The organism is Sorangiineae bacterium MSr12523 (assembly GCA_037157775.1).
Lineage (GTDB): Bacteria > Myxococcota_A > Polyangia > Polyangiales > Polyangiaceae > Pendulispora > Pendulispora brunnea.
Genome location: CP089982.1, coordinates 5,123,355 through 5,140,318, shown reverse-complemented (window position 1 = coordinate 5,140,318; position 16,964 = coordinate 5,123,355). Strand labels below are relative to the sequence as shown.

Genomic DNA, 16,964 nt, shown 5'->3' with positions numbered 1-16,964 from the left:
ATTGTAGATACGACGCGGTACCTCGGTGCACAGAACCGGCGTTTCCGGCGGAAGCGGCTTTCTCTCTCTCGATCAGGGACGGCCTGGAAGGACTCTGATACCTTCTCGCTCGTGAGCCAGACAAGGCACCCATTTTCCTCATTCCATCCGTTTGCCGAGCGTGCTGAGGAGGCGTTTGTCCCCGTCATCGGAAGAGTGGACCGAGAAACCGCCCTCGTCGTCCTCGACGCGAACGTTCTCCTGGCCCCGTATCAGACAAGCTCCGCGACGCTTGATGAGATCGAGCGCATCTACGGTAAATTGCGTGCGGATGGACGACTAATCGTTCCCGCGCAAGCAGCGCGAGAGTTCGCAAGGAATCGGCCCAATCTGATCACCGCCTTGTACAAGCGGGTGCGCGACGCTCGCGCAGTCGGGTTGAATGGCAGCTATGAGCTTCCTCCCGCCGTTCGTGGGATGCCCGAGCACAGGATAGCTGCCGACGAACTGGACAAGATCCATGCGGCACTGAAATCGCACCGCCGAGCCCTCGATGCGCTGGCAAAGCAAATTGCTAGCTGGCATCACTCCGACCCCGTCCTCGAGGTATACAACCGGCTCTTTGATTCGACGGTAGTGCGTGAGGTTTCTCTCGACGCGAAGACCGTGGAAGAGATTCGCCGGTCCCGATACGAGACCAGAATCCCCCCAGGATATAAGGACAAATCCAAGGACGATGGTGGCGGTGGCGATCTTGTGATCTGGCTAACGATCCTTGAAGCAGCCACCACCGCCAAACTCGATACTATATTTGTGAGCGAGGAGACAAAAGCAGACTGGTTCCATCGAGCGGATAATGAACCCGTATTCCTCCGTTATGAGTTGATGCAGGAGTACCGCTCCGCGACGTCGGGCAAGATCGTCTCCCACCTAACGTTATCCGGGCTTCTTGCTTACTTTGGAGCAAAGGAATCCGTCATTCAAGAGGTCAAGCATACTGAGTCGGAAGCTTGGCTCTTCTCGTCTGAACGTATCTTGACGCCGCAGCATTACGTTCCACCGAACGAGCTCGCACGCCTTGTCGAATCGATGATTGTTGCACGACTGCGGGAAGTCGCTGGTTCGATTGCTATCGTAGCGACCCAGGTTGGTACTCCGGACATTATCGTTGAGCTGCCGAGTCAGCGCATCGGCGTGGACATCATCGTCGCCCCTGATGTCGAGTACTCTTCTCGGAGCGTAATCTTGGGTATTGAGCGAGCATTGGCAGCTTTTCGTTCGGGCCAGTTTGCCGAAGTAGCGATAGTAATTGTCGCTCTCGACAGTAGGACCGCCAGTAAGGTTGAGAGTAAGTTCGCTGAGGAAGGCTACCTTGGCCCCGGCGCGTCGGCCGTCGTGCTTGAATCAACACCGGCGGGACTCCGAACCGCGTTGAATCAGGCATCACACCCCATTCTCAAGCAAGCGTTTCCAATTGCGCCGTTGGAAAGAAGCGGCTCCTGAAATCAGATCAGGACCGCGCGTCCCATGATGCTTCTCCGCAATGCGAATATACGTCGCTCGGCCGATTGGTGACCATGGAGCATGCCATTTTCGTCTACGGCCTCGGGCTGATGTTGTTCTCGCGGAATTGGACCGAAGGGACTACCATACTGCACCTTGAGGGATACTGTGCACGCGCGGATGATCGCTGGCTGCCCCCACACCCGGCTTGATTTCGCTTGAGCGCGTTGTGTCGCCCCGGACGGCCGGTCAAGACGAGATCAACGCGGGCGTTGTATTTCAAGTGAGCCTCGCGATGCCGACGGCCACCGTGCCGAGCGCAGAGCGAGGCTCGACCATGGTCGACGGAACCGACGCGAGGTAGCATACGCGCTACCTCAAAATGGAGACGGAGTGAATCATGACGGAGAGCAGCATCACGGCGCTAAACGGTACGCTCGTTCGAGTTGGCCCCAACGCGTGGCAGTGGATCGATGGCACCCCGGAGCCACGTGTTGAGGATTTGCTACTTCGGCGGCTCGCTCCAAATTTTCGGGTCTCCGCCGGCCATATTGAGATCCCGATACGCTGGCGCGACTTGTATCCCGGTACCGATCAGGAGGCCGCTGCGGCGGTCCAGCAACTCGTGCGCGAGTACCCGGACCAGGTCGACATTTTCGCGGAGGCGACCGCCGAAATGCTCGATGATCATCGCGTCTGGACCGCAGGTTACCGAGTGCCGAGAGCCGCATGGGATGCCGTGATGTCCAGAGCCGTGGGGTGCTCGTGGGACGCCGCGGATGAGGCGGACCTGCTTGAGCGGGCGCGCGCTTTGCGGGGGGAGTAACCGGGGGCGCCTTCGCGCGAAGAACACGGCCATGCGCGACCGGGTCGAGTGCGGCCGCCCGCGATGGACAGGCCCAGCTTGCCGGGAGTCGCGATTGTGCCAACGATACCTGGCTGCGCGCGCCGGCGCGTTTCCACGGGAGGGGTACCATGGCGAACAAGACAGCTTCGTCGACGCGACAAGATGCAAACAACGTCGCAGGAATGGACGCGTTCATTGACTTGGGCCGCATCCCCGAAGTGATTCTCAACAACGGCGAAGCCGCGGTTCGGATCTGGGGGCGCAACGACATTGCCGTCATGGTCTACGACATGGGCGCCGTGTCGGGGGACCTGCGCGAACCCCTCACCGAGATGGGGTGGGATGGGACGACGCGTGTGTTTGGCGTCGATCGCGCTCGAGCGCGCGCCGCGCTCGGTGCCGTCCACGACATGCAGGCCGCATGGGCGGACCGCCAGCGCGACGGGGTGGCCCAGATCATCGTGGCCACAAGTCGGGGCCCTGTCCTCGTGAACTTCGAGCCCGAGGGCGAAGGCTTCAGCATTGATCCGGCAACCCTCAGACCGGAGTCGGGTGCGCCGGAGAACGTGCGCATCAATGCACGGTCGAATGGAACGGCCTGAGGAGGACCGCGCCCGAGCGGCAGCGCCGAAGCCGGCGCCGAGGACGATTCGACGAGGGCGCGTGGACGTCGTGATCGCGCCGCCCCCTGCGCTCGAGCAAGCTCTCGCTACTCCGATGACGGCTCGCCATTGACGGCAAGGCCCATGGCCGCAAGCTTCTCGCGAACCTGTTGGAAGGGGACTTCGTAGGCGTCCTCGACGTAGCCGTCACCGGGCGCCATGAGGCGTAGCACCTCGGCCGCCCACCACGCCCAGTCGGCGGGGATTGCGCCGAAGTGCTGCAGTGCCGCAACGACCTCGCCGGCGTCGCGGCCCTCCAACCAGCGCGTCCAGCACATGATTTGATGCTCTCCGTTCCCCATGCGCCACGCGATGCTGAAAGGATGCTCGCCGGGATAGAGGACCCAGGGCGGCCGCAGAAAGTCGTATGCTGCGATCTCGCTGGCAATGGACCGATCCAGGAGCTCGTTCCTTCTGGCTAAGATTTCGTCCCGTGTCGGCATGGGAGCGAAGTTCAGCATGGACGTGCCCCGGTGAGAATCGCGGCGGTCGCAAAGGCCTTCGTCCTCGGCGTCGTAGCGGTCCGAGGGTCTCGAGTTTCGAAAGGGAGTTCCCTGCGTTCTCGTCCTGGAGGTTGCAGGATGACGAGGGAGAGGCACGTCGTGACGTCGCGAGAGCACCGTGCCGAGCCTCGTTCGTCGAATCACTTCAGCCAGGGTGCGAACCGCTTGGTAAAGATGGGGGCGGCCTTCTCGACCGCGTCCCACGTATCGTCGTCGAGTTTCGGTTCGTCGTGGCCATGGGGGCCCTTGCGTTTGCCAAAGAGCTTCTTGAGGTCCGCCGTGATCCACTTGCCGCCCATATTTCGGAACCACCCGAAGGCGAACTTTCGGAGCTCATCGTCGTCGATCAAATGGTCGGACCACAAGCCGCGCGGCATGGCCGCTTTGACCAGCTCGGTACCTTTGGCTTTCCGTTTTTTTACGGCGGCCAGAAGGGAGGCATGGTCCGCAAACCGCGATTCATCGAGGAGCCCGTGGATGGCGGCCCAGGCGACGAACAATCCCGTGGCCGCGTCGGGGTATTCGTCCAGCCCCAACGCTTCCATTACGGACAGCACGATCGTGAGCGATTCGTCCAAGGAGACGTGGAGCTCGACGCTTGCGCCCTCGTCGAGCACCTTATTCGACAATGGGACTCGCTTCTGAATTGTGCGAGTCTTCGCAACCACCGGTGCTCCGTCTGGAGCACCCAGCACCTTGACGACGTCGGCCTCGGTTGGCTTCTTCCAAGGAATGCCCAGCACGGTTTCCCCGATCTTGGGGCGTACCCACGCATGCGAAAGATACGGGAGGAACGAGCTCACATTTTTGCGAATCGGTGGATAGGCCTCATTGAGAATGTGGTGGGAGAACATCAATTCGATGCCCGCCTTGGCCACGTCGAAGCCGTCCGATTCGTCCGCGTCGCTCGTCGATAAGATGGGCTTCTTGCCCAGCACCTTTGTGACGTAGTCGATGACCTCGGGGGCGTCCGCACGCATGCCTATGATGGAGGCCAGCGCGCGTACCTTGGGGCCCAGCTTCTTCATCAACGCCGTCGGCTTCCGAACGGGTGAAGCCGACATGGCGGGTAGCGCTTTGGCTTTTCCGTCGCCGCAGTCAAGCCACGCCTCGAAGTCGAAGTCCTCGGCCTTCGGGGCCGTGACCTTCCTCTCCTTCAGCCATGCGGCGAGAGCCCGCCGCCCCTTTTTGCATTCCTCGTCATCGAGCTCTTCGATCCCCGTATCGCCGCACGACCATCGCACGAGGAACTCTTCGAAGCTGTTTGCGACGGTGCCCGCGCCGCCCTCGGAGCCGAGCACCCCGACGGCGGGCGGCGAGGCATCTCCCGTTTTCACCAGCACGACTTCCGAGCCCTCCGGCAGGGTCAAAAAGCAAAAGGCATCGCGGCGAAGGCGCTTTGCGGCCTCCTTGCTCCATTCTTCGGGGGCCGGCCGGATGAAGAGCCCATCGAACCAGCCGACCGAGCCATGCTTCTGCGTGCGGACCCACGCGCCGAGCTCGGAAAGTAACGCGGGCACCTTATGACCTTTGGGTACCTTGGAGAGGTCCACGGAGTACTTTGCCATCGGCGCATCGTGACCAAGAAACGTCCGCTTGCCAACTCAACGCTCATTCTCGCCTGCACGAGAGGGCGCGCGTGGATGGAGTCGACCACGCCGTTCGGCGGACAGGCGCGGCACGCCTTGGCGAGGGAGCGGGGGCCGAGGAGAACGCCGCAGATGACGTGCGTGAGCCAATCGCGGCGCGCCGCTGGGTGTCGCGTGCACGTCCTCGCGCGGACGAGGCGTCAAAGCTTTCGGAGGTCAAGGCTGGTAACGCCCTTTCCACCCACGCCAACGCCGGACCATGGCGTATTTCTGCAGAGCGTCGCGTCAATGGAAACGGCGTGACCATTACTGACCGCCACATGGAAACGGCGATGCCAATTCGCAATTTCGGTCCTGCATTGGAGCCCGCCGTAAGTGTCCTCGCGGAACTCACTTAGCTAAACGAATTTATCTAGCGATTTTCACCACTTTGCGAGGGCCTGTACCCTCAGGGCTCAAGGGCTGTACCCCTAGGATCCACTTACGGAGACGGGGGACTGCTCGATTTGGGTATTTTCGGCGGACTTGCTGAATGGCATCTGGCTTGCTGAGAAGCTTTGCATGCGGCCCGTAAACGAATGACGGCCGTGCGAACCCGCGCCAAATAGGTGAAAGCCTCATGAAACAGATCCCGCGCCCGCGCTCGACCAACCACCTCGTCGGCTACGTCATCGCCGCAACATGCAGCTCGATGCTTCTCGCCGCACGCCCGGCAATAGCGCCTTCGACCGTCACGGTCACGCAAGCCATCGCTCCATGCGAAGAGACGGAGAGGCGAACCGCGCCTTCAGAGCGGGCGCGCGAACGACGGTCGCCCCCTTAGGACGATCGCCGGCACTGATCGTCCTAATTGGTCCGAAAGTGCCTAAATAGATTGTCCAATTGACTTAAAAGTGACCAATTGCGATCGAAAATGCAAAAAAGAGGGACTTCCAATTGGTCACAATCCGACCAGGCCGAATCCCACCGTCGGCGACTTTCCTCTCGATGGCTCGCTGCACCGACGGCGGCGCGAACCGAGAAGTTCCAACCGCCAGCGAGCCAGCGGACGTTCAACGTCGGAGGAGAGGTACTCCTCATGTGACCCTGCGTAGATCCCGTCCGATCGTCGAACCATGCTGGCATCGGGAGCGTAGCCGAGGAACGATCCCTCCTTGCTCGCTCCTGCTCCTAACCGCGCTCCCCTCTCCATGCGGTAGCCTGGGCGGATGAGCGACGAGGCGGAGCGGGTGTGTACGTTATGGACGGCGGTTACGGGTGACGGCCACAGCGCCATCGCGAAGGCTGGATGGCGCTCGTGGCCCCCGGGGGTGAACCTACACGCGACGAAACGGCGCGAAGATGCGGTGGCCGCGGCGATGGCGTACGGACAAGAGTTCGGCGTTGGATACGTCGTCCGTTTCGACCTGAAGATAGATCCCGACGAGCGAGCACTCGACGCGCTGGACATCGACTCGCTATCGCGCGACCGCGCCCTCGCGACGGCCATCATGGAGGAGACCAAGTATCGGGGGCGCGTAGAGGACGATGAGATCGCGCGCGCAGAGGCAGCGATGGGGCGCCGCTTCCCGGCGGCATGGCGCGCGTACATTCAGAGCCCCGTCTGGTTCTGCAAGGGTTGGCTGCCCAGGGGCTCGTTCGATGGGGGCGCTTTTGTTTGGCTCTACACCCCGGCCGAGAGCGCGGACATCGTGCTGGTGTGGAAGGACCTAGAGATTGCCCCTCCTGGCATGGTCGTGATCGGTGGAGACGGGGCTAGCGAGCACCTCACGCTCGACGAGCGCGATCCCCGAACTTCCGTGACGTTGACGAACAACGTGGAAGTGAGCTGGGAGGACTCCATCGTGCAGTGCCGTTCCATCGAAGCGTTCATTCGCTCGATCCAGGACGATACCTTCCGCTTTGTCTTCGGCACCGAAAAGGAGATGTCGAGCGGGCCATGAGAGAGAAACCCGATGGCACGTCTTCTCACAATAGGCCTGCTTCGGTTCGGGAACGTCCCGCTGGGGGCATCGCAAGGTAAATCGGAAAAAAGCCCGCGTGGGTGCACTCCACGCGGGCTCCATAGGTTACGCGGCACCTGCCGCGACGGCTCGAACCTTCCGGGGGGTTGCCGTCTTAAAATCGTACGCTCGACCGGGGGGAGGGAGCGATGCGCTGCGGCCCATTCTGCAGCGACTTGACTGCACGACGCCCTTCCAGCAGACGCTCTTCGAAGAGAGGTCCGAAAGAGGTCGTTTACGAGGGGATCAAGACGGAAGCCAATTTCTTAGCGGCTCGTTTTGGTAGCTCCTTGGCCAGTTCGTTCGCGAACGTGATTACGGCCTTCACGGCCGCGTTCTGGAGGCCCACGAGAATCTTTTCGCACATTGGACTCCTTGGGTGGGCGTCCTCCTCCTTCGGGCTGCCCCCGAAAGGGGGAAAACAGCTCCAAGGTGCGACTTAAGGACGGTCGCGCGGGGCCGCAAGATGCCACGTCGGATATAGCGGAGATGGGGATCGCGGAAGACTTAGCAGCCGGTCGTCCGCGGGCGTGCCGCCGCCGGGCCCGGTAATCTTGTCCGCCGAATTTAATGTCGAGTGTCCATGACTTACGGAGCTCGGGCGCGCGTGCCCCTCGCCGGCGCCGACGCGTTACTGCTAGAACGTTCAGTACGCATGCGCGCCGCGGTGGTTGATCTCCTTGCCCGTCTCGGCTCCCGCGTGGAGGCGGCCGAGAACCTCGTTCGGGACGTTCCGTCCCTGCCCCTCGATTGGCCGGAACTTGATGCGCTCTTGCCTGACGGCGGCCTCCCACACGGCGTCGTTGAACTCACCGCCCCACAGGGGCTCGGCGGGACCACCGCGCTCGCCTTGGCCGCGGTGCGCGCCGCACACGCCCGCGATACGCGCGCCTGGTGCGCGTGGGTCGACCCCGAAGGCACCCTTCACGCGCCCGGCGTCGTCCAAGCCGGGGTCGACCTGGCGCGCCTTTTGGTCGTACGCCCTCCCCGCTCGGAACTCGCCCGCGTGGCCGTGACCACGGCGTCGGCGAAGGCCTTCGAGGTCCTCGTCGTTGACTACCACGCGGTTCCTGGCGCTATCGAGGCGAACGGGCCTGCTCGTTCGGCGCCCAAGAAGCGTGCGTGGCCAGAGGTCGTGTTCATCCGCAAGCTGGCCCTTGCCGCGGCGGAGGCCGGAACCTCGGCCCTGCTTCTCACGGACGCCGCCGCCCCGCGCGCGCAGCCTTGGCCCGTCGCCCTCCGGCTCGAGCTCGCGCGGACGGTGGATGCGATGGTCCTGCGCGTCGGCAAGGACGCCCGCGGCCGCGTCGGAATGGCGAAAACGATCCCCCTGCGATCGCGGCCACAGCGTCGGAGCGCCGGCTAGCCATGCGCGTCGCCGCGATTCACCTTCCGGAGGTGCGGCTCGAGCTCGCTCGCGGGCGCCTCGCTCCCGAGCAGGCCACCGGCCCCCTCGCTGTCGTCATCGCACGACCCGGCGGGACGATTACGGACGAGAGTTCCCTTCTCGGCAACACGCGGCTCGATCATGTCGCGCGCGAAGTTCGAGCGTGCGGCATTCGCCCGGGTGACACAATCGCCTCCGCACGCGCCCGGAACGCGTCGCTCCTCGTGCGTGTCGTGGCGGAGCACGAGGTACGCAGCGTCCTCGAAACGGTGGCCGAGGCGGCGCTGGCGTACGGTCGCCCGGCCTCGATCGACGAGAGGTACGACGTCGTTTACGTCGATGTGACGGGTGCGGCCCACTTGTTTGGGGGCGAGGTCGCCCTTGGCACCGCCCTGCGCGATCGCGTCCGGGACGTGCACCATGCCGCGCGCGTGGCGATCGCCGACGGCCCCCGCGTGGCCGCCGCCGTGGCGCAGCACGCCCGAAAGACGGAGCGCGTGTGCGTCGTACCGCCTGAGGGCAATGCGGTCGCGATCCACGATCTCCCGCTCCGCGCGCTGCCCGTCGACGAGGCCGATCGGGCCTGGCTCGAAAACCTCGGCCTGCGCTGCGTAGGCGACCTTCAGCGCCTTCCTCCGCGTGGACTGGCCGTACGCCTCGGCGCCGCGCACGCCGAGGTGATGGCTCTCTTGGCAGGCGACGACCGCGCCCCCCTCGTACCCTACGAGCCCCCGGAGGTTCCCGAGGAACGCGCCGAGCTCGAATACGGCATCGAGCATACCGAGCAGCTGATGTTTGTGGTGAAGCGGCTTTGCGACCGGCTCGCGGCGCGGCTCGCCGGCCGCGCCATGGCAACGACCACGCTCGAGCTCGTGCTCTCGCTCGACCGAGCCCTTTGCCGCGATCGCGGCGTGCCTCCCTCGGCGTCGCTCACACTCACGTTGCCCACGCCCGTCGCCGGCGCGGGCGAGCTCTTCGCTGTGGCCCGAGCCCGCGCGGAGGCGTGGACGATCGAGGCGCCGATCCTCGCCGTGGCGCTTCGGGCGACCGACCTTGCGAGGAAGAATGGCGTGCCGCTCGATCTCTTTGTCGCCGAAGCGCGCGCCGAACGCACCCTGCCCCGGCTCGTGGCCGAGCTCTCCGCGAACCTCGGCGACGGGTGCGTTGGCGTCTTGAGCATTGCCAACACCTGGGTTCCGGAGGAGCAGACCCGACTCGTGCCGTACGCCGAGCGTTCCACGATCCGCCCGTGGGTCTCGCCCTCCCCTGCCCCGACGAGGCTTCTCGCATCGCCCATCATCTTGGCCGACGGGTACAGGCCGGTGCGCACCTTCGTGCGCCTCGAAGCCGTTCAATGGTGGCGTTGCGGAATCCGAGGACGCGACTTCATCGCCGCCTGGCACGCGGATGAGCGACGAATGGCGTGGATCGCGCGGGATCGGGAGAGTGGCCAAGCCCTCCTCTACGGATGGATGGATTGACCGATGGGCCTCGGCCGCTCGTCTGCACCTCATCGCCCGCCCCTCCACCCACCGTCGGACTACGTGGAGCTCGGGGCACGCTCGAACTTTTCCTTTCTCCAAGCGGCGTCCTTCCCCCAGGAGCTCGTCCAACGTGCCGCCGAACTCCAGTACGACGCCATCGGCATCGCCGACCGCGATGGGCTTTACGGCATCGTCCGGGCGCACGAGGAAGCCGAGACGCAGGGGGTCCGGCTCGTGGTCGGCTGCGAATTGACCACCCGCGCAGCCCCGCCGCACGCGAGCATCACGGTCCACGTGGCAACGCTAGGCGGCTACAAGCACTTGTGCGAGATCCTGACGGAGAGCCATCGCCTGCACCCTAAAGGTGTTGCGCGCAAACGCACCGACGGCGTCCCGCGCAACTGCTCGGCCGGCGTACCGGTGACCTTTGTATGCGATCGCTCCGAGGGGCTCTGGTGCATGATCCACGAAGACGTCTCCGACGCCGATGCGCGATCCCTTCGCGAGGCATTCGGCGAACGATTCTCGATCGCGGTGCGACGGCACCTCGATGGCGGCGACGGTCCACGCGGCGCGCGTGCGCAGGGCCTGGCCAGGGAACTCAACGCGCCCATCGTCGCCACGAACGCTGTGCGTTACGCGCGCCGGGATACGAAGCCGCTCTACGACGTCGTGCACTGCATTCGCGAATGCACCACGCTGGAAGCCGCCGGACGGGACCTCGCTCCGAACGCCGAGGCGCACCTGAAGTCGCCGGCGGAGATGCGAGCGATCTTTGCGGATCATCCCGACTGGCTCGCCCGCACGCGCGACATCGCCGATGCGTGCCACTTCCGCATGTCGGAATTGGCGTACCGGTTCCCGTTCGAGCTCGAAAAGCCGGCCCACCCGAACGAGACGCCCGACGAGGCACTTCGCCGACTCACCTACGACGGCGCGCGCGGACGCTATCGTGCCGCGATTCCCGAGAAGGTCCGCGAGCAGGTCGAGCGGGAGCTGCGGCTCATCGCCGATCTCGAGGTCGCACCGTATTTTCTCAGCACGCAATCGATCGTGGCGATGGCCCGGCGCCGCGACATCCTGTGCCAAGGCCGAGGGAGCGCGGCGAACAGCGCGGTCTGCTACTGCCTGGGCATCACCGCGGTGGACCCCGCCCGCTCGAACCTTCTTTTCGAGCGGTTCCTGTCCGCCGAGCGCAAAGAGCCTCCGGACATCGACATCGATTTCGAGCACGAGCGGCGCGAGGAGGTCATTCAGGAGATCTATTCGACCTACGGCCGCGATCGCGCCGCCATGGTGAGCGAGGTCATCTCCTACCGCGGCAAATCGGCCCTCCGCGAGGTCGGCAAGGTATTCGGGCTCTCACTCGAGCAGATCGGGCGACTGGCCTCGGTTGTGTCGTATTGGGACTCGGCCAGCGCCGTGCGGGCCGAGCGCTTGAAGAACGCCGGGTTCGACCGCGACGACGAGCGCATCCAAATGGTGCTCACGATGGCGCAGGCTATCCAAGGTTTTCCGCGGCATCTTTCGATCCACGTCGGCGGCTTCGTCCTCTCCGCCGAGCCGCTCGTCCACGTCGCCCCCGTCGAACCGGCAACGATGAAGGATCGGACGATCATCCCATGGGACAAGGACGACATCGACAGTTTGGGATTCTTCAAGGTCGACGTCCTCGGCCTCGGCATGCTCACCGCCATCCGCAAAGCGCTCGATCTGGTCCAGCACGATGCGCGCGTCCACGCTGCAACGGCCATCGATCGGCTGGCGCGGATCCCGCCCGAAGATCCCGAGGTCTACGACGCGCTCTGCAAGGCCGACACCGTTGGCGTGTTCCAGATCGAAAGCCGTGCGCAGATGGCCATGCTCCCGCGCCTCAAACCGAGGAAATTCTACGACCTGGTGGTCGAGGTGGCGCTTGTCCGGCCGGGGCCCATTCAGGGCGGCATGATCCACCCGTACCTCCGGCGACGCGCGGGGAAGGAGCCGTGCGACTCACCGCACCCGATCCTCGCGCCGATTCTGGACCGCACGCTGGGCGTGCCGATCTTCCAGGAGCAGGTCATGCAAATCGCGATCGTCGGCGCGGGCTATACGGGCGGCGAAGCCGATGCCCTCCGGCGTGACATGGCCGCCTGGAAGCGGCGTGGGACGCTTGAGCGTCACCGCGCGCGCCTCACGCAAGGGTTTGCGGAGCGAGGCATTTCGGAGGCGTTTGCCGACCAGCTCTACGCGCAGATCCAGGGCTTTGCCGAATACGGCTTCCCCGAGAGCCACGCCGCGAGCTTTGCGCTCCTCGTGTACGCGAGCTCGTGGATCAAGCGGCACCACCTGGCGGAGTTCGCGACGGCCCTGATCAACAGCCAGCCGATGGGTTTCTATTCGGCGTCGACGATTCTCGAAGACGCCAAACGACACTGCATCGAGGTACGGAGAATCTGCGTTCATGCAAGCGATTGGGATTGCACCGTCGAAGATGGTGCCATTCGGGTCGGGCTCCGGCAGGTACGTGGACTTGGCAAGGAAGGCGGCAAACGCATCGAACAGGCGCGGAAGACGGGAGGGTCGTTCGTGTCGATCGAGGAGCTCGCCGCGCGCGCGGCCCTGCAGAAAAAAGAGCTCGATGTCTTGGCCGCGGCGGGCGCGCTCGACGTCCTCGTGCAAGGGGGTCGCCGCGAGGCGCTCTGGAAGGTGCGCGCCCCGCGCGGCGCAGGGCTCTTCACGGGACTCGACCTTGGCGACGCTCTCCCTGCCCTGCCCCACCTGACCCGCGCCGAGCAGCTCGTCCTCGACTACGGAAGCACGGGGGTGTCGGTCGCGGACCACCCGATGCGGCTCGCGCGGCCATCGCTTGCGGCTGGAGTGAAGCGTTCCTCCGAGCTCATGGCCATGCCGCACAGGGCACGGGTGACGACGGCTGGCCTCGTGATCTGCCGCCAGCGCCCGCAAACAGCCAGCGGCGTGGTGTTCATCACGCTAGAGGACGAGGAGGGATTCATCAACTTGATCCTTTACGCCAGGGTGTTCGAGCTCCTGCACCACGTGGCCACGACCAGCACGATGCTCACGGCGCACGGAAACATCGAGCGCGATGGCGCCTGCGTATACTTGATCGTAGCCGCGCTGAAGCGCCTTGCCCTCTCGCGCCCAGGAAACCGCGCCGTCCCGCCAATGAGTCGTGATTTTCACTAGAGCGCGTCCACAACCGGATTTCCCTAATGAGTTCCGCGGCGCGTGCTGCCGGGTCACCCTTGGCGAATGACCGGCCGCACCGAAGAAACCGAGCCCGCGGACCGCGCCCATCGGGAGCGTCGGGCTCGTAAGAGACCTGCCCCACTGCCTCGATGGCACGTCGAGCAGGTTCGGCGCAGCGAGCATCACGTCGACGATTCGCGCTGAACCCGGCAGCTCCAACATGATGGCGCTTACGTCGGAATCTGGATCCTCGTCTGAGGCTGGAGCCGGACGAGGACGTTTGCGTAGGCGCGCACCACGCGATCGTAGAGGTCGGGTACTTTCGGCGCCTTTAGGCTCACAACAAAGGCGTAGGGGATTGGTTGGGGATCCACGACCTTCATGCCGCTCTCACGGTGGTGGTAGTAAATATCGAAACACGGCTCCGATAACGAGGTCGCGCGCAAGCGTTCCTCGTGATGGAGGCACGGCTCCCACTTGTGCCCATCCTCGCGTAGCACGGTCTCTGGCTGCCCGTAGAGAAGCGACGAAGAGAAGAACGAGCGCGTCTTGGCGTGCTTCGACTGCTTTCCGTCACGCGGTTTCGGAAACTTGCGACTGTGCGGCCGGAACGAGACCTCGAGGCCACTCCGCGTGTACGTACCCGGGTGCTCTGGGTCGACATCGGGAGCAATCACCAGGCTCGCCGACAACACAACGTCACCACTCAACTGCACGTTGTTGACGGGGATGGGTGCGCGCAGGTGTTCTCCCACGGGGAGTTCTCCCTGAAATACCACCAGGGCTTCGTCGTCATCGCACGTGACGAGCTGCAGCGCATTGCGTTCGAATCGCCCCCACCCGACGTACTTCCGCTCGTGCCCATCCTCGGTGTGCGCTCGATGGATTAGCAGTGCGCGCACTGCGAGTGGCGAGAGGCGTGTTCCCAACTGCGCGACGATTGAGGCGGCTGAGCGCAATGCGAACGGTGCCGCGAAGCTCGTGCCCCGCGTCGAGCCGCCACGAAGCTGGGACGTGAGCACTCCAAACGGCTCGTCTGTCGATCCACCGAAGGCAAGACCATCCGGCTTCACGAGCCCCGGGCTTCGACCAGGTCCAACGCAGCTATACGTAGCCTTCTGCCAGCCAGCTCCGAGTCGATCTGCGGCGCCCACGGAGAGTACATTCACACCATCTGCGGGGGGTTGGATACGATTGAGGCCGGTGGTTTCATCGAGCTCACCGTCGTTCCCCGCAGCAACAGTCGCTATGCAACGCCCGTGGGCAAATCGCTTGTCGAGAGCGGCAGTCCATAGCGTCACCTCGTCGTCATCGACTGCGAGTGCAGGACCGAGGCTGATGTTCACGAATGAGTAGAGATCGAGGTTCTTGTCCAGATGTCCGACGATGCGGTCGAGCACGTCGAAGTAGTCCGGATCGTTGGCGCTGCCCGTCTTGTCATCGAGTACGCGCACGTGATCAACGGCGCACAGCGGGGCCGCCGGAGACTGATTTCGAGGGATCGGTCCGAACAGAAATGCCGTCGTCACGCCGAGACCGTGTTCTTCGAAGGCCGGAACCGCTGGGCCGAGCCCCACCGGCTGGATGAGCTTAGCCCACGGCGCCAAGGCATTTTGAGCCGCCACGGGCAATCCGCCGTCGAAGATTACTGCACGCGAGGATGCATCGACCGGCGGTCCCTTCGGTAGCTTCACCTCAAAGCCCGACGTACCTCGCAATAACTCAGGTCGGAACGGCCGCAGCGTGGGCATTCCACGTGCGACGCGGACGAACGAGAAGCGCGCAATGGCCTCGGCGTTCCGAGGATCAACGCGAATGGGCAGGAAGGTTAACCCCTGCACGTCGCGGCGGCGCTCTATGAGCGGCTCGGCACGATGGTCCTTCGCGTACCTGATGAAGGCGCGAACTACCTCGTCGCTGCCCGAGTTGTGGAGCACGACCTCCAGCAACACGCCCTTCCCATCAGGAATGCCTCGTAGCTTTGATTTCGCGTCGAATGCAGTGAGATCCTCGATGTGACTTAGCGATACGGCTCCCTTAGTGTCCTCGGTCCACCGTTTCACCGTTGCCGCCCAACGGTGAAACGCCGATCTCGCCCCCGCAACGAAGATGTCCTCTGTGATCGCGTCCTCTCCGTGTTTCTCAATCCCCCAACGTTCAGGCCGAACGCTACGCGATCGGCTTCCGACGGCCCGCAATCCAACAGCCGAGAAAAGCTCGCCCGGGTAGTCGCTCTTCGACAGGAATCGCGGGTGCAGTGTGACGATCGCGACAGCTTCTCCGCGCGGGCACGCGTCGTCCGGAAGGCCCGTGATCTGCGAATCGACGCGCGTTAGCCGCTCTGCGATTCGATCCTTCGCTGTCTTAAGGTCGTAAGGCAGCCCCTTCTCACCGCCTGCCTTCCGAACAGATACCTTCGAGACGAGACGCTCACCCTGACCCAGCAAGAAGTTGTGTTCCCGTGCCATCAGTGCTCCTCCTCTCGACGAATGGCTCCTTTGGAGCGTTTCGCGCGCGAAGTAGTTACTCCACCGAGATGCTTGCGGATTGTGTCGCGCGACAGCCCCGTAATGCTCGCGACCTCCCGCTGGGATTTACCCGAGCCAACCAGGCACGCCGCGACGCGCAGCTTCGTCTCGAGATCGCCATTCTCCGACAGGGTCGCGATGACACGTTCCAGGGCCGCCGCGGTTGACGATTCGCTTACAACGGCCGCGCGGCGCGCGCTGTTGACAACACGTACGACGTCTGCGAACGAGCGAGGGTGAAGCAGGGCCGCGAGTAGCCCTATGCGCTCCTCGGACACGTGATCAGTCCCTATGAGTTGCCGGATCACAGAGGCGATTTCTTCCGGCGTTGGATTCGGAAACTCGACCACACGATCGAACCGGCGCCAGACGGCGGGATCAAGAAGTTCCGGGTGATTCGTCGCCGCAACGAGAATGCCACTCGCGGGCCAATCGTCGACGGCTTGAAGTAGCACGGTCACGAGCCTCTTCAGCTCACCGACCTCAGTGGTGTCGTCACGCCGCTTGGCGATCGCGTCGAATTCGTCGAGAAGCAGGACGGACGGTATACGGCGCGCGAAGTCCAAGACGACACGAATGTTGTTACCCGTGCGCCCAAGGAAGCTGCTCATCACCGCGGCAAGGTCGAGGGTCAGGAGGGGGCGCTTGGCGTGAGCCGCAAGCCACCTGGCCGCCAGCGTCTTCCCAACGCCGGGCGGCCCCACGAAGAGTAGCGAGCGAGTCGGCGATATATTAGCATCTGCCAGTTTATCTTCGTGCTCGCGCTCCGCAACCACCGCGGCCAGTTGTTCCCGCACTGGGACCGGCCAAGTAGGTTCTAATGCAAGTTTTGGGGCCTGCTCCCGACGGAGCAACTCGAGCCGGCTGTCCAGATCCACGGGCAGCGGCTGCGCCGCGCGCGTCGGCCCAGCTGCTGCGGCCTCCAACACGTCCTTCGCAACAGATGCCAGATCAGGTCGACGCGCAACAACGGCTCGAAGTAATCGCCGGGAGAGCGCCGCCACGTCGTCTGCCTTACCCTCAAGGGCGAGTCGCACGAGGTGGACGGTATCCTTGTCGATGTCGCTCATCGTCGTCCGTTATCGAGTCGCATGGTTTGGCAGACTCATGCCACACGCGGACTACCATGTCAAATCATCTTGTCGATCTAGTCCACTGCAGTATCGCCAAAATAATGGTCAAATATGGCGTGTGGACGAGGCTATGCGGTGCCTCAACAAGTCTTAGTCCGCTCAGTGATGTCCAAGTTCGACCGGCACGTTTGACCCGTGCACCACGGCGTCTTCC

Annotated in this window: 11 protein-coding genes; 7 read left to right on the top strand and 4 right to left on the bottom strand. The window is 63.9% G+C overall.

Translation table 11 applies throughout. The features are described from left to right. The first annotated feature begins 111 nt into the window (after nucleotides 1–111). The 3 genes from LZC95_19535 to LZC95_19525 all read left to right on the top strand — a co-directional run bounded on the left by LZC95_19535 (nucleotide 112) and on the right by LZC95_19525 (nucleotide 2,931). Nucleotides 112–1,482: a PIN-like domain-containing protein gene (locus LZC95_19535; GenBank protein ID WXA99000.1), complete on the top strand. Its 1,371-nt coding sequence runs from the start codon at nucleotides 112–114 to the stop codon at nucleotides 1,480–1,482. Nucleotides 1,483–1,882: 400 nt separating this feature from the next. After that, complete coding sequence (locus LZC95_19530) at nucleotides 1,883–2,308, top strand: hypothetical protein (GenBank protein ID WXA98999.1); 426 nt, start codon at nucleotides 1,883–1,885, stop codon at nucleotides 2,306–2,308. Nucleotides 2,309–2,457: 149 nt separating this feature from the next. Further along, on the top strand, nucleotides 2,458–2,931 hold the full coding sequence (locus LZC95_19525; GenBank protein WXA98998.1) for a hypothetical protein: 474 nt from the start codon (nucleotides 2,458–2,460) through the stop codon (nucleotides 2,929–2,931). 107 nt (nucleotides 2,932–3,038) lie between these two features. Here LZC95_19525 and LZC95_19520 read toward each other — a convergent pair whose 3' ends face one another. Both LZC95_19520 and LZC95_19515 read right to left on the bottom strand, forming a co-directional pair. Continuing rightward, complete coding sequence (locus tag LZC95_19520; protein ID WXA98997.1) at nucleotides 3,039–3,434, bottom strand: hypothetical protein; 396 nt, start codon at nucleotides 3,432–3,434, stop codon at nucleotides 3,039–3,041. A 200-nt stretch (nucleotides 3,435–3,634) separates the two neighbouring features. After that, complete coding sequence (locus LZC95_19515; GenBank protein WXA98996.1) at nucleotides 3,635–5,014, bottom strand: hypothetical protein; 1,380 nt, start codon at nucleotides 5,012–5,014, stop codon at nucleotides 3,635–3,637. 1,277 nt (nucleotides 5,015–6,291) lie between these two features. On the opposite strand from LZC95_19515, the gene LZC95_19510 reads away from it, so the two are divergent. The 4 genes from LZC95_19510 to LZC95_19495 all read left to right on the top strand — a co-directional run bounded on the left by LZC95_19510 (nucleotide 6,292) and on the right by LZC95_19495 (nucleotide 13,146). Beyond that, nucleotides 6,292–7,026: an SMI1/KNR4 family protein gene (locus LZC95_19510; protein ID WXA98995.1), complete on the top strand. Its 735-nt coding sequence runs from the start codon at nucleotides 6,292–6,294 to the stop codon at nucleotides 7,024–7,026. A gap of 727 nt (nucleotides 7,027–7,753) precedes the next feature. Then, nucleotides 7,754–8,452, top strand: coding sequence for a recombinase A (locus LZC95_19505; protein WXA98994.1), 699 nt, complete (start codon nucleotides 7,754–7,756; stop codon nucleotides 8,450–8,452). A gap of 2 nt (nucleotides 8,453–8,454) precedes the next feature. Continuing rightward, the gene (locus LZC95_19500; GenBank protein ID WXA98993.1) at nucleotides 8,455–9,954 is read left to right on the top strand and encodes a DNA polymerase Y family protein; all 1,500 of its coding nucleotides are present in this window, start codon (nucleotides 8,455–8,457) and stop codon (nucleotides 9,952–9,954) included. Nucleotides 9,955–9,957: 3 nt separating this feature from the next. Further along, nucleotides 9,958–13,146 (top strand): error-prone DNA polymerase, encoded by a 3,189-nt coding sequence (locus LZC95_19495; GenBank protein ID WXA98992.1) that lies wholly within the window; start codon nucleotides 9,958–9,960, stop codon nucleotides 13,144–13,146. A gap of 233 nt (nucleotides 13,147–13,379) precedes the next feature. On the opposite strand, the gene LZC95_19490 is transcribed toward LZC95_19495, so the two are convergent. Both LZC95_19490 and LZC95_19485 read right to left on the bottom strand, forming a co-directional pair. Continuing rightward, a complete protein-coding gene (locus LZC95_19490) occupies nucleotides 13,380–14,843 on the bottom strand; it encodes a S8 family peptidase (GenBank protein WXA98991.1) in 1,464 nt (487 codons plus the stop codon). Nucleotides 14,844–15,616: 773 nt separating this feature from the next. Then, a complete protein-coding gene (locus LZC95_19485) occupies nucleotides 15,617–16,747 on the bottom strand; it encodes an AAA family ATPase (GenBank protein WXA98990.1) in 1,131 nt (376 codons plus the stop codon). Nucleotides 16,748–16,964: the final 217 nt, after the last annotated feature.